Genomic DNA, 25645 nt, shown 5'->3' with positions numbered 1-25645 from the left:
GAAAGGGGTTCGTTTTCCCAACGGTTTGCGCAATAATAGAGGCATGATCGTTAAGTGCATGACAGGAAAGGTTTTGACGGCAGTCGCCATAACGCTGGCGAGTGCTCCTGTGGTGTACGGTCAGTCGCCCGACTGGCGACTGGGGGTTCAGCCTGAGCTCGAGCTCACCTCTCACCTGAGCGATCGCCTCGACATCCGCTTCGGAGTCAATCGCGACTCGTCGGATATCGGTCAGACTCGGCGCCCGGCGTTTTCCTTGGTGGATGAGTCCATGCAGTTTTCCGCGCTGGTGGACTGGTCGATACACGACAGCGGGCTGCGAATGACGGGTGGCGCGCTATACGGTGAAGAGCCCCTGGAGACCAACTCGTTCAGCATGCCCGGCTTCGACACCGAGGATATGCGGACCTACCTTGGCGTCGGTTGGGACAATGACCTCGGCACACAGGGGCGTCTCGGCCTGTCACTGGACATGGGACTCACCTTTGAAGGGGTTGCCGACACCCTCGATTCCGATCGCTCCACGTCGGGCACGGCGGCCAGCAGCAGCATGCTCGGCGATACCTTCGAGAGTTTCCGCTATACGCCCAGCTTCTCTGCCGGTGTCGAGTACCGCTTCTAGACCGGGATTGGTCGAACCCATCCTTTGCATGCTCCGGGGGTTCGAACCCCGGCTTTCATCAGGCAAAGAAAAAGGGGCGCACGGCCCCTCTTTCTTTGCCTGGCGGAGAGGGAGGGATTGATTCGGCCCTTCGGGCCTCACCCTTCGGGCGCCTCGCCACGCTCGGCGTCCCAACTGCCTGTCGGCAGTTGGTCGAACCATCCTTTGCCTGCTCCGGGGGTTCGAACCCCGGCTTTCATCAGGCAAAGAAAAAGGGGCGCACGGCCCCTCTTTCTTTGCCTGGCGGAGAGGGAGGGATTGATTCGGCCCTTCGAGCCTCACCCTTCGGGCGCCTCGCCACGCTCGGCGTCCCAACTGCCTGTCGGCAGTTGGTCGAACCATCCTTTGCCTGCTCCGGGGGTTCGAACCCCGGCTTTCATCAGGCAAAGAAAAAGGGGCGCAAGGCCCCTCTTTCTTTGCCTGGCGGAGAGGGAGGGATTCGAACCCCCGGAGCCCGTGAGGACTCAACGGATTTCAAGTCCGCCGCATTCGACCACTCTGCCACCTCTCCAGCGGGGGTGATTGTCCATTGGGCGAGGCGTCAGGACAAGTCCCGGGACGCCGGGCAGTGGTCGCGGATGTTGGCGGCAGCCTCGCGGACCAGGCTCGGGCCCTTGTAGATGAGACCCGTGTAGATTTGGACGAGATCGGCACCGGCCTCCATTTTCTCCACCGCATCCGCCGCCGTCATGATCCCACCGACGGCGATGATCGGTAGATCCGGGCCGGCCTGCCGGCGGACCTGTCGAACGACTTCCGTGGCTCGAGCCCGAAGCGGTGCACCGCTCAGGCCGCCGGTCTCTTCAGCATGGCGGCTGCCGGAGACTGCACTGTGGTCGATGGTGGTATTCGTTGCGGTAATGCCGTCGATGCCACAGTCCAGCAACGCGTCGACAAGCGCTCGCAGTTCATCATCGGTCAGGTCCGGCGCGATCTTGACCACGAGCGGGACGTGACGCGCGCCGTCCGCTTGCAGAGCGCGCTGTTCATCCTGCAGGCGCTGGACGAGCCCGATCAGCTCATTCCCCGCCTGCAGCGAGCGCAGTCCCGGGGTGTTCGGCGAGGACAGGTTTACGACCACATAATCGGCGATGCCGTGTACGGCCCGTAGACAGTGACAGTAATCCTCTGATGCCCGCTCCAGCGGCGTGTCGCGGTTCTTGCCGATATTGATCCCAATCGGGATGTCGACGTGGTCCCGGACGGCCCTCACCGCCTGACACAGGTGATCGACGCCCTGATTATTGAATCCCAGACGATTGATGAGGGCCTCGCGCTCCGGCAGGCGGAAGAGACGCGGTGTCGGGTTTCCCGGCTGCCCACGGGGCGTCACGGTACCCAACTCGACAAAACCGAACCCCATGGCCGCGAGTCCGCGGATATGATCGCCATCCTTGTCGAGCCCCGCCGAGAGGCCAACGGCATTGCGGAAAGGCAGCCCCATCACGCGCCTCTCGTCCTCCACGCGCGGCGGCATGACCCCCTTCGCACCAATCCGCGCGAGGCCATCCATCGACCCCAGCGCCAGATCATGGGCGCGCTCAGGTGGCATCATGAAGAGCAGGCGTCTTAGTACGCTGAACATAGGAACTCTCGACCCAGATACACGACGTGCCTAGACTGACGGTCAGGCGGGGGCAGTCTATCAGGAGTGACGATATGCGCCGGGTAATATTCAATCAGAAGGGCGGCGTCGGCAAATCGACCATAACCTGCAATCTGGCAGCGATCGCCGCCCACCGTGGCCTGCGTACCCTGGTGATCGATCTCGATGCGCAGGCCAACGCGACGCACTATCTGCTCGGCGAACCCGTGGAAGACCCCGCGGAGACAGTTGCCGGTTACTTCGAAGATACACTGAGCTTTCGTATCTATCCCCGCGATTTGGCGGATATTTCACGTCCAAGCCAGTACGCGAATCTGGCCGTGGTTGCCGCCCATCCCGAACTCGAGACCCTTCAGGGCCGGCTGGAGTCCCGATACAAGATCTACAAACTCCGCGAATCCCTCGCGGCGCTGGAAGATTTCGATCGGGTCTATATCGATACGCCGCCCGCGCTGAATTTCTACACCCGCTCGGCGCTGATCGCCGCGGATCGATGCCTCGTGCCCTTCGACTGCGATGCCTTCGCCCGGCAGGCGCTCGACGAGCTCATCGCGGCCGTCGAGGAATTACGGCTCGACCACAATCCGGATCTCGACATCGAGGCCATTGTGGTCAATCAGTTCCAGTCACGTGCCCGCCTTCCTCGTGAACTCACCGACGAGCTGCGCGAGCGCGGCAACCCGGTCGCCGAGCCCTTCCTGCCGGCATCGGTCAAGGTCCGCGAATCCCATCAGGCGGCTCGCCCACTGATCGATCTGGCCCCGCGGCACAAGCTCACCGAGGCATTCGTTGCCCTGCACGATGCGCTGGAATCGGCGTGAGTAAAGAGATACCGAAAACGCTCGAGCTGCTGGAGACCGCAATCGACTCCGCCGGTGAAGGCACATCACTGGTCGTTACGGATGCCGCGGCCGTTCGATCGGCGCTCGGCGGGCAGGGAGTCATGTTCCTCGATCCCGATGTGGCGGAGGCGTCATTCGACAAGCTGCCTCGCGCCGCGCTGGCCGTGATCGACGGCGCTGCCGCTTTTCCATCGGCGACAGCGGCGGTCCAGCTGGTGGGTCGGCTGCGTGACCTGCATGCCGACCGTGTCCTTGTCATCGCCAGCGCGGAGGCTGACGGGCAGCTTGGGCGGCAGGAACTGATTGGTCTGGGCTTCCAGCGATGGGCCAGCAGCCAGGATCGGGATGGCCGTCGACGCTGGTATGAGTTCGATATCGCCCACTATAAGGTCACCCCGGACTGGCTCAACGCTCGCCATTGGGCCAATCCGGAGCTCTGGGACAAATACCGCTGGTAGCCCCGGCTAGCGCAGACCCGCCTCCCAGATCCAGCGGATGATGGTGTCGGCCGCCTGCTGCCAGCCCGACTCGAGCATCATGGCATGGCCCATGCCCGGTAGCGATCGCCACTCGCAGCCCCACAGGCTGGCCACCGCGCGCGTCTCCTCGAGGTTGAACAGGGCATCATCCCCCGCGGCGAGGACCCGCATAGGGACGGATTTTGAGGCCAGCCATGGACGGCCCGCGGCATTCACGTTCATGTCCCAAAGCGCCCGCTGGGACTCGCGCTGAACCCGCCGGGCATAATTCGTGAGCGCTTCATCCGGCATCTGCTCCGAGAAAATGGCCCGCTGTGCCACATCGGTGTCGATCACCCCCGAGCCAAACGCCTGCATGAGCCCGTACTGCGCGTAGAGCAACGGATCGCCGACGGCCATACGCAGCGTCGATGGCCATAGCCCCTGTGGTGGGACCGGCGCCATCAGCACCGCGGCGGATGCCGGGTGCTGCTCCAGATAGCGCTGGACGACCAGCGCCCCCATGGAGTGGCCGACGAGGATGGGCGGCGGGCCTTCGAGATCGGCGACGACTCGCTCGAGATCGCCGACGTACTCCCGAATCCCGTAGGTATCCAGCCTTTCGTGCCCACCGCTCTCCCCATGCCCACGCAGGCTTGGGGCGATTGCATGGAACCCGCAGGAGGCGAAGTAATCCAGAAAATGCGCCTGCCAGCACCAGCCGCCCACGAACGCGCCATGCACGAACACGATCGGTGTCGCGCGGGCAACGCCCTCATCCGCGGGGGCGGCGCTGAGGATTTCGAGCTCCGGTGTGGCTTCGCGTTGCCAGTTCGGCCAACGAAAATCAACGAACATTGGTTCCCCTAGTGTTGCGATGCGGCTACGCTAGCAGATCTGTCGGGGGATTTTCCTGCACGGCACGATGTCAGACTGGTAACAGTTGCTGAAGGCACGAGGAACACCATTGATCCGAGCCATACTCACATCCGCCCTGCTGGCGACGACGCTGCTGTTGACGCAGCCCGCCCTTTCACTCGCCGCCGATGCGATTGAACCGACGCCCCTGCAGGAGCGCGCGGGGCAGGTGGTTGGCGAACTGCTGTCGCGGTATCACTACAACGACCTGCAAACCAACGATCAGCTCTCGGGAAAGGTGTATCGGGCCTATTTCGATGCCCTCGACCCGCAACGCTTTTACTTCACCCAGGCCGATCTGGAGGCCTTCGCCGAGCGCAGCGATCAACTTGACGATGAAATCAACAGCGGACGCCTGGATACCGCCTACGCGATATTCGAGCGTTACCGGCAGCGCGTGAACGAGCGCAGCGACTACGCGCTCGAAGTGCTCGGCTCCGGTCTCGATTTCGACGGCTCAGAAGCGCTCGAGCTCGACCGCTCTAATGCCGAATGGGCGGACTCACCCAAAGCGCTGGACGAACTCTGGCGCAAGCGGGTGGTTAACGACGCCCTCACGCAGAAGCTCAATGGCCGCCCCCTCAGCGAGGTGCAGGAATCCCTGGAGGGTCGCTACAAGCGTCTGTCGAGAACGCTCTCGCAGTACACCGCGGAAGATGTCTTCCAAGTCTTCATGACGGCCTGGGCCGGAGAGTTCGATCCGCATAGCAGCTACATGTCACCGCGTACCTCCGAGAACTTCGATATCAACATGCGGCTCTCCCTGGAGGGAATCGGCGCGCTGCTCAGTAGCGAGGGCGAATTCGTCGAGATCGTCGAGCTCATCGCCGGCGGCCCGGCGGAGACCAGTGGTCAGCTCAAGGCCGGTGATCGCATCGTCGGCGTTGGCCAGGCCTCGGATGATATCCAGGACGTTGTCGGCTGGCGGCTCGCCGATGTCGTGGACCTGATCCGAGGCCCCAAGGGTTCGGAGGTCTATCTGCGCATACTCCCCGGCACGCGCGGCAGTGACTCCCGCGAGCGAGTCATCACGCTTACCCGGAATACGATTGAGCTTGAGGAGCAGGCGGCCCGGGCGGAAGTCCGCGAAGTGGAGCGGGACAATGGCCTTCAGCGCATCGGCGTCATCGAGGTCCCCGCCTTCTATGCGGATTTTGGTGCGGCGAACGCCGGCGACGAGGATTATCGCAGCACGACGCGCGATGTCCGTGAGCTACTCGCGAGCGAAACGCTGGCGGATATCGACGGCCTCGTCATCGATCTACGCGGTAATGCGGGCGGCTCGCTGGAAGAAGCGGTACGCATGACCGGGCTCTTCATCAACCAGGGCCCGGTGGTTCAGGTTAACCGCAGTAACGGCCGGCGCGAAGTCCTGACCGATCCGGCCGGCGAGCCCGCCGTCTATGATGGCCCCCTCGGCGTCATGGTTGACGGTCGCAGCGCCTCCGCCTCGGAGATATTCGCAGCGGCCATGCAGGATTACGGGCGCGGGGTGGTCATGGGCGACCAGACCTTTGGCAAGGGCACGGTACAGACCCTGGTCGGGCTTGAGCGGTTCGGCGTGGGTGACGATCAGACACCGAGCGGCCGGCTCAAGCTGACGATCGCAAAGTTCTACCGCATCAATGGCGAGAGCACTCAGCTGGAGGGCGTAACACCCGATCTGGAGATGCCATTCCCCCATGCCAGCGATGGAATGGGTGAGCGCGCCGCGGACAACGCCCTGCCCTGGGACACGATCCGCTCCGCCGACTATGACCGGCTCAGCGAACTGGATGGAATGGTCAGTACCCTTCGTCGCCACCATCAGCGGCGGCTACGGCTCGATCCTGCACTCCAGGCGGTGGCCAAGGAAGCCTCCCGGCTCGAGTCGGAGCGTGAAAGGACGACAGTATCCCTCAATGAAGCCGAGCGCCGTGCGGAAATCGACGCGGCGGAGGCGGCTCGCCTCGATGCCGTCAACGCTCAGCTGACGGCGTATGGGCGCGAACCGCTGGAGAGTCTGGACGCGCTGGAGCCGGACGCGCTGCCGGATGTTCTGCTGGACGAAGCGGTGGAAGTGGTTGCCGACCTGGCCGAGCTTCAGGCCGGAGGCAGTCCGCGGATGGCAGGCCGACTGTCGCCGGTTCAGGCAGCGGCCAGGTAGTCGATGACCAGCTGAAGCCGATCGACCCCGCGGTAGCGATTCACGTCGAGGCGGAAAACCGCCTCGATCTCACCGGGTACTTGTGAAAAGCCATTGTCTACGGCGTTGAATGCGATCGCCTCAACCTCGCGCTCCGCTGCGCCGAGAGGGCTCAGACGCAGCTTCAGGTGATCCGCGCCGACGATACGCTGCCCGCGCACCAGAAAACGGTCGTGGAAGACGGGCTCGGGAAACCCTGCCCCCCAGGGACCCGCATAGCGCAGCATCGAGGCCGTCTCCAGGCAATAGTCCTGCGGTGCCGGGATGCCGTCGGTCCAGAGGGCTTCCCCCACTGGCTCATCTCCCAGCCATTCCCGCGCGAGCTCGGTCAGGCCTGCCTTGAAAGCGGCGAAATCCTCTGACCGCAGCGTCAGGCCGGCGGCCATTGCATGACCTCCAAAACGCAGGATCAGCTCGCCCCGGCTGCGCGTATCCAGGGCCTCGAAAAGATCGCGCATATGCAACCCCGGCACGGAACGGGCCGAGCCTTTCAACTCGCCATTGTCGGCGGGTGCAAAGGCCACCACCGGCCGCCTGAAACGCTCCTTGAGCCGTGACGCGACAATACCGACCACGCCCTGATGCCAATCGTCTGCCACCAGACAGAGGATCGGTGCCATCTCCCCGGCCGCCGCGTTGACATGGGCCTCGATATCGGCAAGGGCGGTCTCCCGCATCTCGCGCTCCAGCATGCGACGCTCCCGATTGAGCGCCTCCAGGCTCGTGGCGTGCGCGTTGGCCTCATCCTGCCCGCGGGCCAGCAATGTTTCGATGCCGCGACTCATGTCATCCAGGCGACCGGCGGCATTGAGCCGGGGAGCGGCGCCAAAGCCTAGGTCTATGGCGCTGATCCGTTCCGGATCGCGGTCGGCGGCATTGAGCAGCGCCAGCACCCCCGGCGTTGCCTGACCAGCCCGGATCCGACGCAGGCCCTGTTCAACGAGGAGGCGGTTGACACGATCCAGCGGCACGACGTCGGCGACCGTTCCCAGCGCGACCAGATCGAGGTTATCCACCAGTCCGGGCTCCGGACGCTCCGCTCCGAACCAGCCACGCTCGCGTAGGGCCGCACGCAGGGCGAGCATGGTATAGAAACACACCCCCACGCCCGCCAGGTGACGACCGTCGAAATCCGCGGAACCGATATGTGGATTGACGATGGCGAGCGCCTCGGGAACCGACTCACCCGGCAGGTGATGATCCGTGATCACCACATCGATACCCAATGCCCGCGCGGCCGCGACTCCGGCGTGTGCACTGACCCCATTATCCACGGTCAATATCAGATCCGGGGCGTGATCCCGGGCGACTTCCACCAGTTCCGGCGTCAGGCCATAACCAAACCGAAAACGATTGGGCACCAGATAGTCGACATGGACCGCGCCCATCGCACGCAGGGCCCGAACCGCAAGTGCCGTGCTGGTCGCCCCGTCAGCATCGAAGTCGCCGACCACCAGGATCCGCTGACCGCCGGTGATGGCATCGGCGAGGACCGACCCCGCAGCCCCGACATCTTTCAGCGAATCGGGGCGAGGAAGCTGATTCAGCCGATAGTCGAGCTCATCGGCTCTTGTTACGCCCCGGCCAAGGTAGATTCGTCGCAGAAGCGGCGAGAGCGTGGCCGGCAGCGCATCGCCACCGGTCGGGATGGCGCGCTCGCGGATTTCCACCGCATGGGTCTGGCTCATTCCACCACCAGCCAGTCCCGCAGCGAGCGCGGGCGGCGCCAGAATCGCCAGCGGTCGCCGGGGCCGATGAGGTGGGTCCAACCATTCCCCGTGCGCAACTCCACGCGCCCCCCATACTGGAAGACGACATCACGAAGGATTCCCGCGTATTCATGCTCAAACCGCTGCAGGGCACCCAGCCAGGCCTCGGCGTCTCCGCCCAGAAGGGCGCGTTCCGCATCAGGCCAGACGAAAACCGCCGCCCCGCTTTCCGCCAGTGAGCGGGGGGCCGGCAGGCTTGGCGCGTGCTCCACGCCGCTGCTGCCACGGGTCAACCCGCGCACTAGGGGATCGTGGCCATGGATGCGACGGATGGACAGATCCACGCCGAGATCATTACGCCGCCCACCGCCCCAGAACCAGAGCCCGTTCACCGGCAACTCCCCGCTCGCCTGTCGGGCCGCATTGACGGGATGGTCGTGCAGAAACATCTGCACTTCATTGAGCAGCTTGCGCCAGGGCCTCGCCGCGGCCTCGTTCGGGATAACGGTATCGAGATAGCGCCCGGCAACCGCCGAGAGTGGCGGCAGATCCGGGCCAGGCGCTGCATCGGCAATAAGCAGCCATTTCCCGTCTTCGGCTTGAAGTTCCAGGCCATCTTCCGAGAAGAGGCGATTGAAATCGCGAGCAATCTGCGCGGCCTCGTCGGCAGACGGGTTGAGTGCGTCACCGGCGAACAGGAGCAGCCGATCCCGATCCGGCCGTAGATGTGTCGGGGCTGCCCGGTAGCAGACGCGCTCTCCTTCGACGCCGAATCCAAGCGCCAGCAGCGCGCCCACGGAGGGCGGAGGCTCCGCCAGCGCGCAGAGCAGTCCCTCGCCATCCGCCCGAGCCGCTGGACGCCGCCCAGCCCGGCCGAGCAGTGCCTCCAGCACCGGAAACGGACCGGCCGACGGCAGGGCATCCGCCAACGTGGCCGGCACGGGACCGAGCAGTCCCGGGGCCAGGCAGATCAGCTCACCACGCCTCGCCATGGCCTCAGGCCATCTTGCCGAGGATCGCCTGCCGAACCGCCGAGGAGTCCGCGTCCACCGTGGTCACTGCCGCTTCGGCATGGCGCTGGGCGACATCCGGATCCTTGAGCCCATGACCGGTCAGCGTGCAGACGACGCGGCTTCCTGCCGGAATGCGGCCGTTTTCGATATCCCGCAGGGCGCCGGCGACCGAGACCGCCGAGGCGGGCTCGCAGAAGATGCCCTCGCGGCTCGCCAGCAACCACTGGGCCTCGAGAATGGCCTCGTCGGTGAATTCATCGAACCAGCCGCCGGACTCGCGCGATGCCGTGAGCGCATAGTCCCAGCTCTGCGGTGCACCGATGCGGATGGCGGTGGCCACCGTTTCGGGATGAGCCACCGGCCCACCACGCAGGAAGGGTGCCGAACCGCTTGCCTGGTAGCCGACCATGACCGGGCGGCTGTCCACCCGCCCCTGGTGGTAGGCGCAGTCGCCGCCACAGAAACCGCAGGCCGTTGTTCCCTGCTGGCCGGGGGTGAGCGCCATTTCGCTGTAGCCCATCCAGTAGGCGGTGATGTTTCCGGCGTTGCCCACCGGCAGACAGTGATAGTCCGGAGCGCCGTCGAGCGCTTCGCAGATCTCGAATGCAGCGGTTTTCTGGCCCTGCAGGCGATAGGGATTGACCGAGTTGACGAGGCTGACTGGCGCCTGCTCCGCCATTTCCTTGACGATGCGCATGCCGTCATCGAAGTTGCCGCGGATCTGCAGCACTTCGGCCCCGTGCATGATGGCCTGGGCGAGCTTGCCCATGGCGATCTTGCCATCCGGGATGAGCACGAAGGCCTTGATCCCCGCACGCGCGGCATAGGCCGCGGCTGACGCCGAGGTGTTGCCGGTGGAGGCACAGATGATGGCCTCGCTGCCCTCGGCCACCGCCTGGGTCACCGCCACGGTCATGCCGCGGTCCTTGAACGAACCGGTGGGATTGAGCCCCTCGTACTTCACATAGAGTTCGACATCGTGGCTCAGCGCGGTCGGCAGGTTCTCGAGCCGGATCAACGGCGTATTACCCTCCCCCAGGCTGATGGGACGTGCGCTGTCAGCCAGCGGCAGGCGGTCGCCGTAGGCGCCGATCAGGCCGGTATAGCGAGTCTCGCCGCTCACAGCAGTGTCTCCACACGGATCCGCGTGATATTGCCATGGATCGCCTCCAGCGCTTCGATGCGCTCGCAGGCCTCGTTCATGCGTGCCTCCCGAACCCGATGGGTGAGAAGAATGACCGGGACTGTCTCGGCACCCGGGGCCGGCTGTTTCTGGATCACCGCCTCGATACTGATGCCGGCGTTGCTGAGAATTCCGGTGATGTCGGCCAGGACACCCGGCTCGTCCTGCGCTTCCACACGCAGATAATAGGCCGTCTCCACCGCTTCCATTCCCACCACCGGCTCGTCCGAGAGCGAATGCGACTGGAACGCAAGGTAGGGAACCCGGTTCTCCGGCTCGAGCGTGAATTCCCGAACGACGTCCACCAGATCGGCCACGACCGCCGAGGCCGTCGGCTCGGCACCGGCACCGGCCCCATAATAGAGGGTGGGCCCGAGCGGATCGGCGTTGACCATGACCGCGTTCATCACGCCATCGACGTTGGCCAGCAGCTGGCGTTCCGGCAGCAGCGTCGGGTGGACCCGCAGGCCGATGCCGTCGCCCTCCCGCCGGCAGATACCCAGATGCTTGATACGGAAACCCAGCTCCGAGGCATAGGCCACGTCATCGGTGCTGATCTGACCGATGCCCTCCATGAAAACCTTATCGAACTGCAGCGGGATGCCGAAGGCGATGGAGGCCAGGATCGTGAGCTTGTGCGCTGCGTCGACTCCCTCGACGTCAAACGTGGGGTCAGCTTCCGCGTACCCAAGCCGCTGCGCTTCGGCCAGGACGTCGCCGAAGGCGCGGCCGGCGTAGAGCATTTCGGTGAGGATGAAATTGCTGGTGCCGTTGATGATGCCGGCGAGCCACTCGATCCGGTTACCGACCAGGCCCTCTCTCACTGCCTTGATGATCGGGATGCCGCCGGCGACAGCCGCCTCGAAACCGATGGTCACGCCCTTCTCCCGCGCCCGGGCGAAGATCTCGTTGCCATGCAGGGCGATCAGCGCCTTGTTGGCGGTGACCACATGCTTGCCATTGTCGATGGCCCGCAGGATGAGTTCCTTGGCCAGGGTCTCGCCACCGATGAGCTCCACCACGATCTCGATGGAGGGGTCATCCACCACCGCATAGGCATCGTAGTCGAGATGGATATTCTCGGTGCTGCAGGTCCGCGGACGATCGGGATGACGGGCCGCCGCCCGCACCACGTCGATGGGCCGGCCCGCGCGACGGGTGATCTCGTCGCGATTGCGTTCCAGCAGATTGACGGTGCCACCGCCAACCGTCCCCAGTCCAAGCACCCCGACCTTTACCGGATCCAAGAGGTTGTCTCCCTTTTCGTTACTGCCCATGACCATCCCGCCGCAGCATCTGCTTGATGCCACGCACGGCCTGCCGTGTCCGATGCTGGTTCTCGATGAGACCGAACCGGACGTATTCGTCACCGTATTCGCCAAAGCCGATACCGGGCGATACCGCCACGCCGGCATCACGCAGGAGCTTCTTGGAAAACTCCAGTGAGCCCATGTCGCGGTAGGGTTCCGGGATACGCGCCCAGACGAACATCGTTGCCTTCGGCCGAGATACCGGCCAACCCGCCGCCTCGAGACCGTCACAGAGCACATCGCGCCGGCCCTGGTAGGTATCCCGAATTTCGCTCACGCACTCCTGCGGCCCTTCCAGCGCATGAATCGCCGCCACCTGAATCGGTGTGAACATGCCGTAGTCGAGGTATGACTTCATCCGCGCCAGCGCAGCGATCAGTTTGTCGTTGCCGCAGAGAAAACCCACGCGCCAACCCGGCATGTTGTAGCTCTTGGACAGCGAGAAGGACTCCACCGCCACCTCACGGGCCCCCGGCACCTGAAGGATCGAGGGCGCCTCATAGCCATCGTAGACCAGATCCGCGTAAGCCAGATCGTGGACCACCCAGATACCATGCTCGCGGCAGATCTCGACCACACGCTCGAAAAAGCCCAGATCGACACATTGCGCGGTCGGGTTCGCCGGGAAGTTGATGATCAGCATCTTCGGCTTCGGCCAGGTGTCCTTGATGGCCTTCTCCAGCTCGGTGAAGAAGTCGCCGCCCTCGACCAGTGGCACATGGCGGATATCCGCACCGGCAATGACCACACCATAGGGGTGGATCGGATAGGCCGGATTGGGGACGAGGACTGCATCACCGGGGCCCAGCGTGGCGAGGGCCAGATGGGCGAGCCCCTCCTTTGAACCGATGGTCACAATCGCCTCGGTTTCGGGGTCGAGCGCCACGTTATAGCGGCTGTGATACCAGCGCGTGATGGCTCGGCGCAGACGCGGTATGCCGCGGGACATCGAATAGCGGTGGGTATCCGGCCGCTGGGCGGCCTCCGTCAGCTTGTCGACAATATGCCGCGGGGTCGGGAGGTCCGGATTACCCATGCCAAAGTCGACGATATCCTCGCCGCGGGCGCGGGCCTGGGCCTTGAGTTCATTGACGATATTGAACACGTAGGGCGGGAGGCGCTTGATGCGCTGGAATTCCTCGTTCAAGGCAGTACCCCGGGCCAATGGTTGAGTGTGCATGCGGAACACCTCCGCTCCCCATCATGATAAACGGTGAACGCTAAAATTGCCCCCTGCCAGTGTCAAATAACGACGCGTTCTGGCCTGACTTGCCCGAGACCCTTGCGGCTCGCTATCGTGCGCGCATGAAGATGAGCCTAGACGGCGCCGAGGGCGCCTATCACATCCAGGGCTATGCGGACGGTGAGATCCGCATCAATGACGTCCGCCACACGGAGAGCCTGTTGGTGACACTCGACACGCTCGTCACCGAGTGGGGACCTGATTCGCTGCAGGCGCTCAATGAAGCGCATCTGACCTCAGTCCACGAGCTGGAGCCCGAGGTCGTTCTGCTGGGGACCGGCGCCCAGCAGACGTTTCCGGATCGCGAGTTGATACTCGGCCTGCTGCAGGCCGGCATCGGGCTGGAGATCATGGATACCGCCTCGGCCTGCCGCACCTACAACGTGCTGATGTCGGAGGGTCGGCGCGTCGTCGCTGCGCTGATCATCGATCGATGAAACCCGGCGCTAAGGCAGATAGCTGACCGGATTGACCGGCTCGCCGCGTTCCCTCACCTCGAAATGCAACTCGCCCGCGCGCTGGCCGCTCGCACCCATCCGCGCAATGGTCTGTCCGGCGCGAACCCGATCACCCTCTCCTACCAGCAGCTCGCGATTGTAGCCGTAGGCGGTCAGGAACCGCTCGTTGTGCTTGATGATGACGAGGTTGCCATAACCGGGTAGACCGTCTCCGCTGTAGACGACATCGCCCGCACCGGCTGCCTTCACGGGACTGCCGGGTGGCGCTGCGATACCGATCCCCCGTTTGCCGAGCGCCCCTGGATCATACTGACGGACCAGCCGGCCCTCGGACGGCCATTGCCATGCCACCGGCCCGCTCAGGGGTTCGCGCGGGGTGACCGCACGCGGCTCCTCCGAGTCCCGGCGGACCGGATCATCCGAACCGCTGGCTGCCTCCGGCGCCCTGGCGACAGTATTCCGCGCCGTGGTGCCCTGGGGTGGGCGCAGACGCAAACGCTGACTGGGATAGATGACATAGGGATCATTGATCGCGTTCCAGCGCGCGACATCGCGGAAGTCGAGGCCGTAGGCCCAGGCGATCTGATAGAGCGTGTCGCCCTCACGAACGGTGTGTGCCGCCGGCGTGCCCGCGCTGATACCGGCCTCACGCAAATGGCGATCGGATGCGTAGTCGAATTCGCTGCAACCGGCAACGGCGATAAGCAGCGATACCAGTGCCAGCCGCAGCCTCAGAGTGACAGCGCGAGCACGATCACCAGCAGGAGGATGACGCTCAACCACCCGATTCGCTCCATGTAACGACGCAGCCATGGCTCGGCGCGTGGACCACCCCAGGCCAGCAGCGTGGCCACCAGGTAGAACCGCGCGCCGCGCCCCAATAGTGAGGCGATCACGAACGGCAGCCAGGCGACCGCCATAGCGCCCGCGGCGATGGTGAAGACCTTGTACGGGATCGGCGAGAAGCCCGCCACCAGGACCACCCAGAAGCCCCACTGCGTAAACCAGGACCGGGCCTGCTCATAGGCGGGTTCATACCCGGCATCGATGATCAGGGGGAGGACCAGCTCCAGACCCAGCAGGCCGATTAAATAACCGAGGATCCCGCCGGCCACCGAGGTCAGCGTCGTAATCGTGGCCAGACGGACCGCGCGCTTCGGGCGCGCAATGCTCATCGGAGCCAGCATGACGTCCGGCGGAATGGGAAAGAACGAGGACTCGGCAAAGCTGAGCGCACCAAGCAGCCAGGGCGCACGACGATGCGCCGACCAGCGCAGCACCCGGTCATACAGCGGCGTAAAAACCGCCATTACTCGGTTCCACCCAACATGGGGACGAAGCTCACCGGCTCCACCGCCTCTTCCACAAGCGCGTCACCATCGCGGTGGTAGACCCGCAGCTCCTGGGCCTCGCCATTCCCGACCGGTGCCAGCAACTTGCCGCCCTCGCCGAGCTGCTCGAAGAGCACCTGCGGGATCGCCGGTGGCGCTGCGGTGAGAACAATGGCGTCGAACGGCGCCGCCGCGGGCCAGCCGGCATGCCCGTCACCGAGTCGCTGGCGGATGTTGCTGATGCCAAGTTGACGGAACAACCGCCGGCTTCGCTCGTGCAGCGCCCTGATCCGTTCGATGGTGTGCACATGCTCGACAAGCGCCGAGAGCACCGCCGCCTGGTATCCCGATCCGGTGCCGACCTCGAGCACGCGCCCCGGCATGCCGTTGCGGATGAGGATTTCCGTCATACGCGCGACGACAAAGGGCTGCGAGATGGTCTGGCCGTGCCCGATGGGCAGCGCCGTGTCCTCGTAAGCCCGGGAGGCAAGCGCCTCGTCGACGAACAGATGTCGCGGGATCTGGCGGATGATGTTGAGCACATGCACATCGCGGATACCGGCATCACCGAGGCGGGCCGCAAGGCGCTCGCGGGTCCGGCGCGAGGTCATCCCGATACCCTGCAGCCGGTGTCCATCCATTAGCGCAGTCCCTGGATCCAGCCGGCAACCTGATCCAGGGCCGGATAACGGGTCAGATCAACTTCAATGGGCGTCACCGAGACATATCCCCGGTTGATGGCATCGAAATCCGTCCCCGGGCCGGCATCCTGCTCCGCGCCCGGCGGGCCGATCCAGTAGATGCTACGGCCCTTCGGATCCAGGTCATGGATCGCCGCTTCGGCGCGATGCCGCTGCCCGAGTCGGGTCGCCTCGATGCCACCGATCTCATCCCAGGGCCGGTCGGGGACATTGACGTTGAGGATGGTATCGGCCGGAAGCGGCTCGTTATGCAGTCGGTCCATCAGCCGGCGGGCCACCTCGGCCGCGGTATCATAGTGCCGGGGGTTACTGCCGACCAGCGAAATCGCGATGGCGGGCAGCCCGAGTGTCCGGCCTTCCATCGCTGCCGCCACTGTCCCGCTATAGAGCACATCGTCGCCGAGGTTACCGCCGGCATTGATGCCGGAGACCACCATATCGGGCAACGCCTTGAGCAGGCCGGTGATGGCCAGATGCACACAGTCGGTGGGCGTACCCTCCACGCCGTAGACGCCGGGCGAGGCCTCCTGGACACGGACCGGCCAGTCGAGGGTCAGAGAGTTGCTGGCTCCGCTCCGATCCCGCTCGGGGGCCACCACGGTCACCTCGGCCCGCTCGGCCAAGGCCGCGGCGAGTGTGCCGATCCCCGTGGAACGATAACCGTCGTCGTTGCTGACGAGAATTCTCATGTGCTGCTCTTTTCTCCTAGCGCTACCGCCCGTGTACTATACCGATCCCAAAGCGCCACGGGAGCCAGCAATGCATGACGAGGACCCGGATACCGCGCTTTTTCGCGCTGCGATGGCCGACGTGCGCCCGATTCGTACCCGCCAGAACGCCGAACTGCGCCGGAGACGGCCGCCACCCGTGCCGGGCCAGCGCCATGCCGATGACCGCGCCGTACTAAGGGAGCTTGCCCATGGCGAGCGCGATGGCAGCGAGCTCGGCGCGGAGCTTGGCGAGGCGCTGGCCTATGCACGGCCCGGCCTGCAGCGCCGGACACTGCGGCGGCTCCGTCGCGGTGAATTCAGTGTCATGGCCGAACTCGACCTGCATGGTCAGACCGTGGATTCGGCACGGCGCCTGCTGACGGATTTCCTCAATGAATGTCATCGCCGGCATCTCGGCTGCATTCGCGTGATCCATGGCAAGGGCCGTCGTTCATCCAATGCCGGCCCGGTGCTGAAGGGACAGGTTGACCGCTGGCTTCGCCAGCGCGATGACGTCCTTGCCTTCTGCTCCGCCCGTCCGGTGGACGGTGGCACCGGGGCGCTCTACGTCCTCCTGCGACGCTGATCAGGCGTTGTCCCAGTCGATGAGCTCGCGCAGTACGGTGGTGGCGTAGGCACCCCGCATCAACCGAAAGGCCAATTGCCAGGTCCGCCCATCCAGACGTCTGACCGCAAGCGCACCCACACTCAGGCGCAGAGCCCGCCGCCCCGCCTCGAGACCTTGGTCAGAAAGGCCCTCAACCAGGTCGGCCCAATCCTGCATCACTCGATTCTCCCGCGCCGCAAGGGGTGCCGGTAGTCCGAGGCCCCGCCCCGGCCTTCCGGGCAGTGGTCCTGTTGGGTGCACGCGCAGACCCGCGGCCCGCCGAACGTTATGGGGTGCGTCAGCCGCATCGGCCAGGAAGACGCTGCCCCTTCCATCGAGCATCAGGATCTCCCCAGGCTCGGCACGACGCCAGTCACCGGCTTGCACCCGGGTATCCAGGACCGCGTTAAAAACCGCCGCGCGAGCCGCCGAGAGCAGCATGCTGCGGTCATTCCGCGAGCGCGGCCGGTGCTCGCCGGCGAACCATTGACGGGCTCGGAGCAGGTTGTCGCCATCGCGCCCGAAGCGCTGCGGCCCAAAGTAGTTGGGAACGCCATGACGCGCAATCCTCACCACACGCGCCTGCAACGCGTCGGCGGACACCTCGAGATCGCGCAGCGTCAGCCGGAAGTCATTGCCGGCCAGCGCGCCAATCGGCAGTTTCCGCCGATGGCGGGCAATGCTCATGACCTCAAGGCTCGCGTCCGGCTCGTGCTCCAGAGGAATCGGTCCGGTGGAGGGGAGCGGCTCGCCGGGTGGCCAGGGTACGGATAACCACTGGGTGGTGAGCGCATATCGATCCTTGCGCCCGGCATAGCCCATCTGGCGACGTTCCACCTGCCAGTAGCCCGCCAGCGCTTGCATCGCGCGGGCCGTGGACAGACAGGACTTACGAATACGCACCAGCAGATGCGGTCCGTCTCCCTCGGGCAGGAAGCCGAGGCGTTCGTCGACCTGAAAGTCTTCGGGCCACATCGCAACCCGGGCATGCCCGATCGGATCGCCCCAGGCCCGCGTCCATGCCGGCAGGGCGGTCATGCGTCCCCGATCATTGCCACGGCGGTGGCGGCAATACCCTCGCCACGCCCGGTGAAGCCCATCCACTCCATGGTGGTCGCCTTGAGGTTCACCTGCCCGATGCCGACCCCAAGGTCGCCGGCGATATTCGCCGTCATCAACTCGAGGTAGGGCTGGAGCTTCGGCCGTTGGGCGATCACCGTTGCGTCGACGTTGACCACCCGCCAGCCGCCCTCACGCAGGTGAGACGCCACCTGCCGCAGCAGGATGCGACTGTCGATCCCGGCGTAGGCGTCATCCGTATCCGGGAAGTGCTGGCCGATATCACCGGCGCCGGCGGCTCCGAGCAGTGCATCACTGATGGCATGCAGCAGGACGTCCCCATCGGAGTGCGCGGCAAGCCCCTCGGTGAAATCGATATGAACGCCGCCCAGAATCAAGTCGCGATCCGGCACCAGTCGATGGGCGTCCACCCCCTGGCCAATCCGCATCATCCGCCAGCCCCCTCTCGTTGATGGTGCAGTGCATGCGCCAGCCAGCGCGCATCCTCGGGGTAGGTATATTTAACATTGCCCGGATCACCGACCACCAGTAGTGGCCGGGCACCCTGTCTCTCCATCGCCTGGGCCTCATCGGTGACCGCCGAATCCGCACAAGCCTTGAGTGCGTCACGAAGCCGTCCAAGCGGAAAGAGCTGCGGGGTCATGGCCTGCCACAGCCCCGTTCGATCCGGTGTTTCACTGACGCGCCCGTCCTCGCCGGCGCGCTTGAGCGTATCGCGTGCCGGGACGGCAAGCAGGCCGCCATCCGGGTCATCGCCGACGGTCTCGATCAGGCGCCGAATGGCGGCTGGTGTCACGGCCGGTCTCGCGGCATCGTGAATCAGGATGCGATCCGTATCCTCGGCACCCCAGCCACGCAGGGCCTCAAGCCCCGCGAGCACCGATATCTGGCGAGTCCTGCCGCCCCGGCAGCTGCGTACGTCCGTGGCGCTCAACAAGTCCAGACGCGCCCAGTCGTTATCATCATCCTCGGCCCGGACCACCATGATGCCGGCCAGCCCCGATACCTGACGCAGCGCCTCGACGGACCAGACAAGGACCTCGCGGCCCGCCAGCCTGTGGTATTGCTTGGGACGCGTGTCGTCACCCATCCGCCGACCGCGTCCAGCCGCCGCGACCAGGCCCCAGTAACGTGGCTCACTCATCGGCTTCGATGACCCGGTAGAAATGCTCGTCCTCGCCGATCATGCCGAGATCCCGCCGGGCCCGCTCCTCGACACCATCCAGTCCTTGACGTAAGTCCGCCACGTCGGCCGCCAATGCGCGATTACGTTCATCCAGTCGTTCATTCTCGGTGCGTTGCGCCTCCACGGCCTCGCGAAGACGCATGACCTCGGGGATGCTCCCCTCGCCCAGCCACAGCCGTGACTGTAGCAGGATCAGGATCAGAAGCAGCCCCGCGGCCAGCCAGCGCATGGACCGGATCAGGCGCCCATGCGGCGCAGGTTCGGGAACGCGTCCGCACCGGCGTAGCGAGCCTTTTCACCCAGCTCCTCCTCGATGCGCAGGAGCTGGTTGTACTTGGCCACGCGATCCGAGCGGCACAGCGAGCCGGTCTTGATCTGCGTCGCGGTGCTCGCCACGGCGAGATCGGCGATGGTCGTATCTTCGGTCTCTCCCGAGCGATGGGAGACCACCGCGGAGTAGCCGGCCCGGTCGGCCATGGCGATGGCGTCCAGCGTCTCGGTCAGGGTCCCGATCTGATTGAACTTGATCAGGATCGAATTACCAATGCCTTGATCGATGCCCTGCTGGAAGATCTGCGTATTGGTGACGAACAGATCGTCGCCGACCAGCTGGACACCCTCGCTGATACGCTGCGTGAGCGTTTCCCAGCCCGCCCAGTCGTCCTCGCCCATGCCGTCCTCGATGGAGATGATGGGGTAGCGGGAGACCCAGTCGGCGAGCACACCGGCAAAGCCCTCGGCGTCGAAGCGCCGATCCTCGGACGCAAGGAAGTACTCGCCGTTCTCGCAGAACTCGGAGCTGGCGGCATCCAGCGCCAGCCAGACCTGCTCGCCGGGCTTGTAGCCCGCCTGCTCCACGGCCTCGAGAATGACCTCGATGGCCGCCTCGTTGGAGGGGAGGTCGGGGGCGAATCCGCCCTCGTCACCCACCGCAGTGGACAGCCCCCGCGCGCTCAGCACCTTCTTGAGGGCGTGGAAGATCTCCGTGCCGCAGCGGAGCGCCTCGCTGAAGCGCTCGAAGCCCACCGGCATCACCATGAACTCCTGGATATCGACGCTGTTGCTGGCGTGCGCGCCGCCATTGAGGATATTCATCATCGGGACCGGCAGGACATAGGATTCCGCCGGCGTCAGGTAGCGGAACAGCGACTGTCCGGCTGACTTCGCGGCCGCCTGCGCGACTGCCAGCGAGGCGCCGAGCAGCGCATTGGCCCCGAGTCGCCCCTTGTTGTCGGTACCGTCGAGCTCGATCAGCCGCTCATCAATGGCACGCTGCTCCGTCGCCTCCATACCATTCAGGGTGTCGTTGATCTCGCCATTCACATTGGCCACCGCCTGTCGCACCCCCTTGCCGAGGTACCGGGACTTGTCGCCATCACGCAGTTCGACGGCCTCCCGTGCCCCGGTCGATGCCCCCGAGGGGACGGCTGCACGGCCGACACTGCCATCGCTCAGGCTCACCTCGGCCTCGAGGGTGGGGTTGCCCCGCGAATCGAGTATCTCGCGGGCATGGACACGGGTAATGCTAGGCATGATTCACTCCTGTTGAAGATCCGTTTCGGGGAAGCCGTGCTGCTTGACCACGGCATCCAGTGCGACAAGGGTATCCAGAAGACCGGGCAGCGCATCGAGAGGCCAGCTGTTGGGGCCATCGGAGAGCGCCGTCTCCGGGTCGGGATGGGTTTCCATGAAAAGACCGCTCACACCGGCACCGACCGCGGCCCGGGCGAGAAGCGGTACATGTTCGCGCTGCCCGCCGGAGGCCTGCCCCTGCCCGCCCGGGAGCTGTACCGAGTGGGTGGCATCGAAGATGACGGGTGCGCCGGTCTCACGCATCACCGCCAGTGAGCGCATGTCGGCGACCAGATTGTTATAGCCAAAGCTCACACCACGCTCACAGACCGTGATCTGACGGTTACCAGTAGCCCACGCCTTTTCGACGACATTGCCCATGTCCCAGGGCGCGAGGAACTGGCCTTTCTTGATATTGACGGGCAGGCCACAGGCCGCCACGGCCTGGATGAAATCGGTCTGCCGACACAGAAACGCGGGTGTCTGCAGCCAGTCCACGACGTCCGCCACCTCATCAAGCGGTGTGTATTCGTGCACGTCGGTAAGCACCGGCACGCCAAGGGAATCGCGCACACGGGCCAGCGTCTCCAGCCCGGCGGAAATGCCGGGCCCGCGATAGCTCTGCGCCGATGAGCGATTGGCCTTGTCATACGAGGCCTTGAAGATGAACGGGATATTCCGCGCCTGCGTCATTTCGGTGAGCCGCTCGGCAATCTCGAGGGTGAGCGCCTCGGATTCCACCACACAGGGTCCGGCGATGAGAAAGAGGGGCTGATCCAGCCCGACCGGGCTTCCCTGCACGGTCATGCTCACGATTGTCGTTCCTCGTGCGCCTTGCGGTGAGCGGCGGCGGCTGCGATGAAGTCACCGAAGAGCGGGTGCCCGTCGCGCGGCGTGGAGGTGAACTCCGGGTGGAACTGGCAGGCCAGGAACCAGGGATGATCAGGCAGTTCAATGGCTTCGGCCAGGTGACCGTCACCCGACCAGCCGGCAATCACCAGGCCGGCCTCCGTGAGTGGACGCTCATAGCCGTTGTTGAACTCATAGCGATGTCGATGACGCTCGCGGATGACGTCCTTGCCGTAGATACGATGGAAACGCGTCCCGCGCACCAGTTCCGAGGGTTGCGACCCAAGCCGCATGGTGCCACCGAGATCGGAATCGGCATCGCGGTATTCCTTGAGTCCCTCGGCGTTCATCCACTCGGTGATCAGGGCAATCACCGGATGCCGGGGATGGGTGATGAATTCGGTGCTGTGCGCGCCATCCAGCCCGGCGACGTTGCGGGCGAACTCGATCACCGCCACCTGCAGTCCGAGGCAGATACCAAGGAACGGCACCCCCTCGCGTCGGGCATAGCCCGCCGCTGCGATCTTGCCCTCAATACCCCGCTCGCCGAATCCGCCCGGTACGAGGATTGCGTCGACGTCGTTGAGCAGCGAGGTACCCTCGCGCTCGATCGCCTCGGAGTCGACATAGCGGATGTTCACCGTCTGCCGGTGCTGAATGCCGGCGTGGCGCAGTGCCTCGTTGAGCGACATGTAGGCATCGGCCAGATCCACGTATTTACCCACCATCGCGACGGTGACCTCGCCGGTGGGCGCCTCCATGGCCTCAACCACGTGATCCCAGTCGTTGAGGGTGGCGGGTGGCAGTTCCAGGCCGAGCTTTTCGGCAACGATGCTGTCGAGCGCCTGCTCGTGCAGCATGGCCGGCACCTTGTAGATGTTGTCGACATCGAGTGCGGAGATGACCGCCCGCGGTTCGACATTGGTGAATAGCGCGATTTTGCGGCGTTCTTCCGCGGGGATCGCCATGGTGGCGCGGCAGACCAGGATATCCGGTTGGATCCCGATACTGCGCAGTTCCTTCACCGAATGCTGCGTGGGCTTGGTTTTCATCTCGCCGGCCGCCCCGATCCAGGGCAGAAGCGTCAGATGGATGAAAAGACAGCGCTCGTGACCCAGCTCCGTGCCCATCTGACGAATCGCCTCGAGAAAGGGAAGCGACTCGATATCGCCCACCGTACCGCCGATCTCGATCAAGGCGATATCGGCGTTGCCGGCACCCCGCTGAATGCAGCTCTTGATCTCGTCGGTGATGTGCGGGATGACCTGAACGGTGCCACCCAGGTAATCGCCACGGCGCTCCTTGCGGATGACATTCTCGTAGATCCGCCCCGTGGTGTAGTTGTTGTCCTGGCTGGCCCGCATGCGCACGAAGCGTTCGTAGTGGCCCAGGTCGAGGTCGGTCTCCGCCCCGTCATCGGTGACGAAGACCTCGCCGTGCTGAAACGGGCTCATGGTGCCCGGGTCCACGTTGATGTAGGGGTCGAGCTTGACCATGGTCACGCTCAGCCCCCGTGCCTGAAGAATGCTGCCCAAAGAGGCGGCGGCGATGCCTTTGCCCAGAGAGGACACGACACCGCCGGTAATAAAGATGAATCGCGTCATGATACCGTCGGCCTGCTGGCGGATCGTGGTGGCGGGAGGCCACCACGGGACGGGCGACAAAGTTAGCAGAAGGCCGGAAGACGCACAATCTGCGGCCCGTCCGGGCGTCCTTCATGCGGGCGATCTGAGCCACCTCCAATCGGGGCCATCCGCCGGCGCGACTGGCATCCAGCCCGGCTCCATACCGCCGCCTCCCCATAACGCCACCCCGGCGGCGGTCACGCCGAGACCACCCACGGCAAGCACCTCGCCATCCGCGTTTTCGAGCAACGGCAGGCGCGAGCGCCACCAGGGAACAATACCGGCTTCGCGCAGCAGTTCCGTGAGCGGTTTGGCCGGCCGCTGGGGCATGACCACCCGCTCCCCGGGCCGCGGGGCCCTGATCGATCCCCCGGGTCCCGGACCGGTCTTGCCGACAAGATGACCGAGCCCGCCCCAGCAAACCGTTCCGGCGGCTTCGGCCGGCGCCGGCGCCGGGGCCTCCGGTAGCGGCCAGGGCAGCCGGTAGAGCCATTCGCGGTGACGCCGGACCTGATACTTCCCCCATACCAGCGCAGGTCGGCGATCTGCGCGGGCTTCCAGCAGCATCGCCAGTCCCTGCTCCAGGCGGGATGTCTCGGGGGCGGGCATCCCGCCGGCGCGGAGCCACTCCCGCAAAAGGGCCGGGCGCACGCTCGGCTCACTCTGCCGAAGCGCATCGAGGGGTAACGGGCCATGCTCGGGGCCCGGCCACTGACGACGATGATCGGCCAGCAACGTCCGCAGCGCATCCCGCTGCTGCGCCGAATGCCCGGCCAGTCGTCCGCCTGCCTCGGCGGCCCTGGGCCACCGGGCGCTCAGCAGCGGGATGACGCGATGCCGCAGGTAATTGCGATCCTGGGAGAGCTCGGTATTGGTGGGGTCTTCCACCCAGTGCAGATGGTGGTGATGGGCGTAGTCATGCAGTCGTTCTCGTGGAAAGGCCAGCAACGGACGCGCCAGCCAGCCGGCGCCGAACGCGCGCCGTACCGGGATACCCGCAAGCCCATCCGGTCCAGTCCCCCGCATCATGCGCAATAACAGTGTCTCGATCTGGTCGTCGGCATGGTGAGCGGTCAACAGACACTCGTTCGGTTTCAGCCGTGCCGCAAGGGCAGCGTAGCGCGCCTCCCGGGCGGCATCTTCCAGTCCACGCCCGGTCTTCTCAGGGTTGACCCGGACAATCGTCAGGGCAACGCCGAGGCCTTCACATACCTCGCTGCAGTGACCCGCCCACTCCTCGGCTCCGGGCTGCAGGCCATGGTGGATATGGATCGCGCGGACGGGCCTGTCGCTCCGCGTGGCGAGATGCAGGAGCACCGTAGAGTCGAGACCACCGCTGAAGGCGACAACACACCCAACGGCGCCAACCGGCACGGCATCGAAAAGCCGTGCCGGGTTGGGAGACCCGTTCGTTGGCGGGTTATTCCTTGAAGTGCCCAAGCGCCATCAAACGCTCGTAGCGCTGCGAACACATGGTATCCACATCCAGGGCTGCCACCTCGCCGTGGTGTCGTCGGAGCGCCTCACCCAGCCGTCTCGCGGTCTCGGCCCAGTCGCGATGGGCGCCGCCAAGGGGCTCCTCGATCAGTTGATCGACGAGGCCGAGTTCGTTGAGCCGCGTGGCGGTGATGCCCATGGCATCGGCGGCCTCCGCGGCCTTGTCCGCACTCTTCCAGAGAATCGAGGCGCAGCCCTCCGGCGAGATCACCGAGTAAGTGCTGTACTCCAGCATCAACAGGCGGTCGCCGACGCCGATGGCCAGCGCCCCGCCCGAGCCCCCCTCGCCCGTCACGGTGCAGATCACCGGGGTACGCAGCTGCGAGAGCAGAAACAGGTTGTGGGCGATCGCTTCGCTCTGGCCTCGCTCCTCGGCGCCAACGCCCGGATAGGCCCCCGGGGTATCGATGAAGGTGAACACGGGCAGGGAGAACCGCTCTGCCATCTCGAACAGCCGTTTCGCCTTTCGGTAGCCCTCCGGGCGCGGCATGCCGAAATTGCGCGCGACCTTCTCGCGCGTGTCACGGCCCTTCTGCTCGCCCACCACCATCACGGGCTCGCCATCGAGGCGCGCCACGCCACCGATGATGGCGGCATCATCGGCGTAGGCACGATCGCCATGCAGCTCCTCGAACTCGGTGAAGATCGCATCGATATAGTCGCGAGCGTACGGGCGATGGGGATGCCGGGCGAGTTGCGAGACCTGCCAGGGCGTCAGATTGCGGAAAATCTGCTCGGTGAGCTGTCGGCTTTTCGCCTGCAGCCGAGTGAGCTCGTCGCTGATACTGACCTCGGCATCATCACTGACGTAACGCAGTTCCTCGATCTTCGCCTCAAGCTCCGCAATGGGCCGCTCGAATTCGAGAAAATTCAGATCGCTGGACGCCAATGTCGCGCTCCT

26 protein-coding genes and 1 tRNA gene are annotated in these 25645 nt (G+C 65.1%); 6 read left to right on the top strand and 21 right to left on the bottom strand.

Translation table 11 applies throughout. The features are described 5' to 3' along the window. Nucleotides 1–73: 73 nt before the first annotated feature. Complete coding sequence (locus V6X30_RS03815) at nucleotides 74–622, top strand: hypothetical protein (RefSeq protein WP_367983321.1); 549 nt, start codon at nucleotides 74–76, stop codon at nucleotides 620–622. Between the two features lie 460 nt (nucleotides 623–1082). On the opposite strand, the gene V6X30_RS03810 is transcribed toward V6X30_RS03815, so the two are convergent. Further along, nucleotides 1083–1172, bottom strand: a tRNA-Ser gene (locus tag V6X30_RS03810). A 30-nt stretch (nucleotides 1173–1202) separates the two neighbouring features. Then, nucleotides 1203–2246, bottom strand: a complete 1044-nt coding sequence (locus V6X30_RS03805; protein WP_367983320.1) for a quinone-dependent dihydroorotate dehydrogenase — start codon at nucleotides 2244–2246, stop codon at nucleotides 1203–1205. A gap of 74 nt (nucleotides 2247–2320) precedes the next feature. Between V6X30_RS03805 and V6X30_RS03800 the strand changes: the two genes are divergently transcribed. Beyond that, on the top strand, nucleotides 2321–3088 hold the full coding sequence (locus V6X30_RS03800; protein ID WP_367983319.1) for a ParA family protein: 768 nt from the start codon (nucleotides 2321–2323) through the stop codon (nucleotides 3086–3088). Next, a complete protein-coding gene (locus V6X30_RS03795; protein ID WP_367983318.1) occupies nucleotides 3085–3567 on the top strand; it encodes a DUF6231 family protein in 483 nt (160 codons plus the stop codon). Before V6X30_RS03800 ends, V6X30_RS03795 begins: the two co-directional genes overlap by 4 nt. A 6-nt stretch (nucleotides 3568–3573) precedes the next feature. Here the strand turns inward: V6X30_RS03795 and V6X30_RS03790 are convergent, their stop codons facing one another. Then, nucleotides 3574–4425: an alpha/beta hydrolase gene (locus V6X30_RS03790; protein WP_367983317.1), complete on the bottom strand. Its 852-nt coding sequence runs from the start codon at nucleotides 4423–4425 to the stop codon at nucleotides 3574–3576. 109 nt (nucleotides 4426–4534) lie between these two features. Here V6X30_RS03790 and V6X30_RS03785 point away from each other — a divergent pair, with 109 nt between their 5' ends. Continuing rightward, nucleotides 4535–6631 carry a carboxy terminal-processing peptidase gene (locus tag V6X30_RS03785; protein WP_367983316.1) on the top strand — a complete coding sequence of 699 codons (2097 nt, stop codon included), beginning with the start codon at nucleotides 4535–4537 and terminating at the stop codon, nucleotides 6629–6631. Here V6X30_RS03785 and recJ read toward each other — a convergent pair. From recJ to alaC, 5 genes are read right to left on the bottom strand one after another with little or no spacing between them, the layout of a single operon-like run. Next, nucleotides 6613–8358, bottom strand: a complete 1746-nt coding sequence (gene recJ, locus V6X30_RS03780) for a single-stranded-DNA-specific exonuclease RecJ (RefSeq protein ID WP_367983315.1) — start codon at nucleotides 8356–8358, stop codon at nucleotides 6613–6615. The two genes, V6X30_RS03785 and recJ, sit on opposite strands and share 19 nt — an antisense overlap. After that, on the bottom strand, nucleotides 8355–9371 hold the full coding sequence (locus V6X30_RS03775) for a hypothetical protein (RefSeq protein WP_367983314.1): 1017 nt from the start codon (nucleotides 9369–9371) through the stop codon (nucleotides 8355–8357). Before V6X30_RS03775 ends, recJ begins: the two co-directional genes overlap by 4 nt. A gap of 4 nt (nucleotides 9372–9375) precedes the next feature. After that, the gene (gene thrC / locus V6X30_RS03770; protein WP_367983313.1) at nucleotides 9376–10515 is read right to left on the bottom strand and encodes a threonine synthase; all 1140 of its coding nucleotides are present in this window, start codon (nucleotides 10513–10515) and stop codon (nucleotides 9376–9378) included. After that, nucleotides 10512–11822 carry a homoserine dehydrogenase gene (locus V6X30_RS03765; protein ID WP_367983312.1) on the bottom strand — a complete coding sequence of 437 codons (1311 nt, stop codon included), beginning with the start codon at nucleotides 11820–11822 and terminating at the stop codon, nucleotides 10512–10514. Before V6X30_RS03765 ends, thrC begins: the two co-directional genes overlap by 4 nt. A gap of 19 nt (nucleotides 11823–11841) precedes the next feature. Beyond that, nucleotides 11842–13032 (bottom strand): alanine transaminase, encoded by a 1191-nt coding sequence (alaC, locus tag V6X30_RS03760; protein ID WP_367983311.1) that lies wholly within the window; start codon nucleotides 13030–13032, stop codon nucleotides 11842–11844. Between the two features lie 158 nt (nucleotides 13033–13190). On the opposite strand from alaC, the gene V6X30_RS03755 reads away from it, so the two are divergent. Continuing rightward, complete coding sequence (locus V6X30_RS03755) at nucleotides 13191–13565, top strand: Mth938-like domain-containing protein (RefSeq protein WP_367983310.1); 375 nt, start codon at nucleotides 13191–13193, stop codon at nucleotides 13563–13565. 9 nt (nucleotides 13566–13574) lie between these two features. On the opposite strand, the gene V6X30_RS03750 is transcribed toward V6X30_RS03755, so the two are convergent. Genes V6X30_RS03750 through surE form a run of 4 tightly spaced genes read right to left on the bottom strand, consistent with a single transcriptional unit; the run spans nucleotide 13575 to nucleotide 16307 of the window. Then, on the bottom strand, nucleotides 13575–14369 hold the full coding sequence (locus tag V6X30_RS03750) for a peptidoglycan DD-metalloendopeptidase family protein (RefSeq protein ID WP_367983309.1): 795 nt from the start codon (nucleotides 14367–14369) through the stop codon (nucleotides 13575–13577). After that, complete coding sequence (locus V6X30_RS03745; RefSeq protein WP_367983308.1) at nucleotides 14318–14896, bottom strand: YqaA family protein; 579 nt, start codon at nucleotides 14894–14896, stop codon at nucleotides 14318–14320. Before V6X30_RS03745 ends, V6X30_RS03750 begins: the two co-directional genes overlap by 52 nt. Then, nucleotides 14896–15558, bottom strand: coding sequence for a protein-L-isoaspartate(D-aspartate) O-methyltransferase (locus tag V6X30_RS03740; RefSeq protein WP_367983307.1), 663 nt, complete (start codon nucleotides 15556–15558; stop codon nucleotides 14896–14898). The genes V6X30_RS03745 and V6X30_RS03740 overlap by 1 nt, the downstream gene beginning before the upstream one ends. Then, nucleotides 15558–16307: a 5'/3'-nucleotidase SurE gene (gene surE, locus V6X30_RS03735; protein ID WP_367983306.1), complete on the bottom strand. Its 750-nt coding sequence runs from the start codon at nucleotides 16305–16307 to the stop codon at nucleotides 15558–15560. The genes V6X30_RS03740 and surE overlap by 1 nt, the downstream gene beginning before the upstream one ends. A gap of 70 nt (nucleotides 16308–16377) precedes the next feature. Here surE and V6X30_RS03730 point away from each other — a divergent pair, with 70 nt between their 5' ends. Next, nucleotides 16378–16914, top strand: coding sequence for a Smr/MutS family protein (locus tag V6X30_RS03730; RefSeq protein WP_367977863.1), 537 nt, complete (start codon nucleotides 16378–16380; stop codon nucleotides 16912–16914). Here the strand turns inward: V6X30_RS03730 and truD are convergent, their stop codons facing one another. From truD to V6X30_RS03685, 9 genes are all read right to left on the bottom strand, one after another. Next, a complete protein-coding gene (gene truD / locus V6X30_RS03725; protein WP_367983305.1) occupies nucleotides 16915–17973 on the bottom strand; it encodes a tRNA pseudouridine(13) synthase TruD in 1059 nt (352 codons plus the stop codon). After that, nucleotides 17970–18443: a 2-C-methyl-D-erythritol 2,4-cyclodiphosphate synthase gene (ispF, locus tag V6X30_RS03720; protein WP_367984530.1), complete on the bottom strand. Its 474-nt coding sequence runs from the start codon at nucleotides 18441–18443 to the stop codon at nucleotides 17970–17972. The genes truD and ispF overlap by 4 nt, the downstream gene beginning before the upstream one ends. Continuing rightward, the gene (gene ispD / locus V6X30_RS03715; protein ID WP_367983304.1) at nucleotides 18443–19159 is read right to left on the bottom strand and encodes a 2-C-methyl-D-erythritol 4-phosphate cytidylyltransferase; all 717 of its coding nucleotides are present in this window, start codon (nucleotides 19157–19159) and stop codon (nucleotides 18443–18445) included. Before ispD ends, ispF begins: the two co-directional genes overlap by 1 nt. After that, nucleotides 19152–19430, bottom strand: coding sequence for a cell division protein FtsB (gene ftsB / locus V6X30_RS03710; protein ID WP_367983303.1), 279 nt, complete (start codon nucleotides 19428–19430; stop codon nucleotides 19152–19154). Before ftsB ends, ispD begins: the two co-directional genes overlap by 8 nt. 8 nt (nucleotides 19431–19438) lie before the next feature. After that, nucleotides 19439–20734: a phosphopyruvate hydratase gene (eno, locus tag V6X30_RS03705; protein WP_367983302.1), complete on the bottom strand. Its 1296-nt coding sequence runs from the start codon at nucleotides 20732–20734 to the stop codon at nucleotides 19439–19441. 3 nt (nucleotides 20735–20737) lie between these two features. Then, nucleotides 20738–21580, bottom strand: coding sequence for a 3-deoxy-8-phosphooctulonate synthase (kdsA, locus tag V6X30_RS03700; protein ID WP_367984529.1), 843 nt, complete (start codon nucleotides 21578–21580; stop codon nucleotides 20738–20740). Between the two features lie 2 nt (nucleotides 21581–21582). Continuing rightward, nucleotides 21583–23226, bottom strand: a complete 1644-nt coding sequence (locus V6X30_RS03695; RefSeq protein WP_367983301.1) for a CTP synthase — start codon at nucleotides 23224–23226, stop codon at nucleotides 21583–21585. Between the two features lie 111 nt (nucleotides 23227–23337). Next, nucleotides 23338–24687 carry a tRNA lysidine(34) synthetase TilS gene (gene tilS / locus V6X30_RS03690; protein ID WP_367983300.1) on the bottom strand — a complete coding sequence of 450 codons (1350 nt, stop codon included), beginning with the start codon at nucleotides 24685–24687 and terminating at the stop codon, nucleotides 23338–23340. Beyond that, nucleotides 24668–25633 (bottom strand): acetyl-CoA carboxylase carboxyltransferase subunit alpha, encoded by a 966-nt coding sequence (locus V6X30_RS03685; protein WP_367983299.1) that lies wholly within the window; start codon nucleotides 25631–25633, stop codon nucleotides 24668–24670. Before V6X30_RS03685 ends, tilS begins: the two co-directional genes overlap by 20 nt. Nucleotides 25634–25645: the final 12 nt, after the last annotated feature.

The organism is Spiribacter sp. 1M189, from assembly GCF_040838345.1.
GTDB lineage: Bacteria > Pseudomonadota > Gammaproteobacteria > Nitrococcales > Nitrococcaceae > Spiribacter > Spiribacter insolitus.
Note: the sequence above shows the minus strand (reverse complement) of the source record. Positions and strands in the feature narration are given on the sequence as shown.

Excerpts from the sequence above, each read along its gene's own strand:
- V6X30_RS03745 (WP_367983308.1), bottom strand. The coding sequence starts at position 14,896 with ATGGCGGTTTTTACGCCGCTGTATGACCGGGTGCTGCGCTGGTCGGCG.
- truD (WP_367983305.1), bottom strand. The coding sequence starts at position 17,973 with ATGACCGCCCTGCCGGCATGGACGCGGGCCTGGGGCGATCCGATCGGG.
- V6X30_RS03740 (WP_367983307.1), bottom strand. The coding sequence starts at position 15,558 with ATGGATGGACACCGGCTGCAGGGTATCGGGATGACCTCGCGCCGGACC.
- V6X30_RS03805 (WP_367983320.1), bottom strand. The coding sequence starts at position 2,246 with ATGTTCAGCGTACTAAGACGCCTGCTCTTCATGATGCCACCTGAGCGC.
- V6X30_RS03800 (WP_367983319.1), top strand. The coding sequence starts at position 2,321 with ATGCGCCGGGTAATATTCAATCAGAAGGGCGGCGTCGGCAAATCGACC.
- ftsB (WP_367983303.1), bottom strand. The coding sequence starts at position 19,430 with ATGCGCTGGCTGGCCGCGGGGCTGCTTCTGATCCTGATCCTGCTACAG.
- ispF (WP_367984530.1), bottom strand. The coding sequence starts at position 18,443 with ATGCGGATTGGCCAGGGGGTGGACGCCCATCGACTGGTGCCGGATCGC.
- V6X30_RS03775 (WP_367983314.1), bottom strand. The coding sequence starts at position 9,371 with ATGGCGAGGCGTGGTGAGCTGATCTGCCTGGCCCCGGGACTGCTCGGT.
- V6X30_RS03730 (WP_367977863.1), top strand. The coding sequence starts at position 16,378 with ATGCATGACGAGGACCCGGATACCGCGCTTTTTCGCGCTGCGATGGCC.
- V6X30_RS03755 (WP_367983310.1), top strand. The coding sequence starts at position 13,191 with ATGAAGATGAGCCTAGACGGCGCCGAGGGCGCCTATCACATCCAGGGC.
- eno (WP_367983302.1), bottom strand. The coding sequence starts at position 20,734 with ATGCCTAGCATTACCCGTGTCCATGCCCGCGAGATACTCGATTCGCGG.
- V6X30_RS03790 (WP_367983317.1), bottom strand. The coding sequence starts at position 4,425 with ATGTTCGTTGATTTTCGTTGGCCGAACTGGCAACGCGAAGCCACACCG.
- recJ (WP_367983315.1), bottom strand. The coding sequence starts at position 8,358 with ATGAGCCAGACCCATGCGGTGGAAATCCGCGAGCGCGCCATCCCGACC.
- V6X30_RS03695 (WP_367983301.1), bottom strand. The coding sequence starts at position 23,226 with ATGACGCGATTCATCTTTATTACCGGCGGTGTCGTGTCCTCTCTGGGC.
- surE (WP_367983306.1), bottom strand. The coding sequence starts at position 16,307 with ATGAGAATTCTCGTCAGCAACGACGACGGTTATCGTTCCACGGGGATC.
- ispD (WP_367983304.1), bottom strand. The coding sequence starts at position 19,159 with ATGAGTGAGCCACGTTACTGGGGCCTGGTCGCGGCGGCTGGACGCGGT.
- kdsA (WP_367984529.1), bottom strand. The coding sequence starts at position 21,580 with ATGACCGTGCAGGGAAGCCCGGTCGGGCTGGATCAGCCCCTCTTTCTC.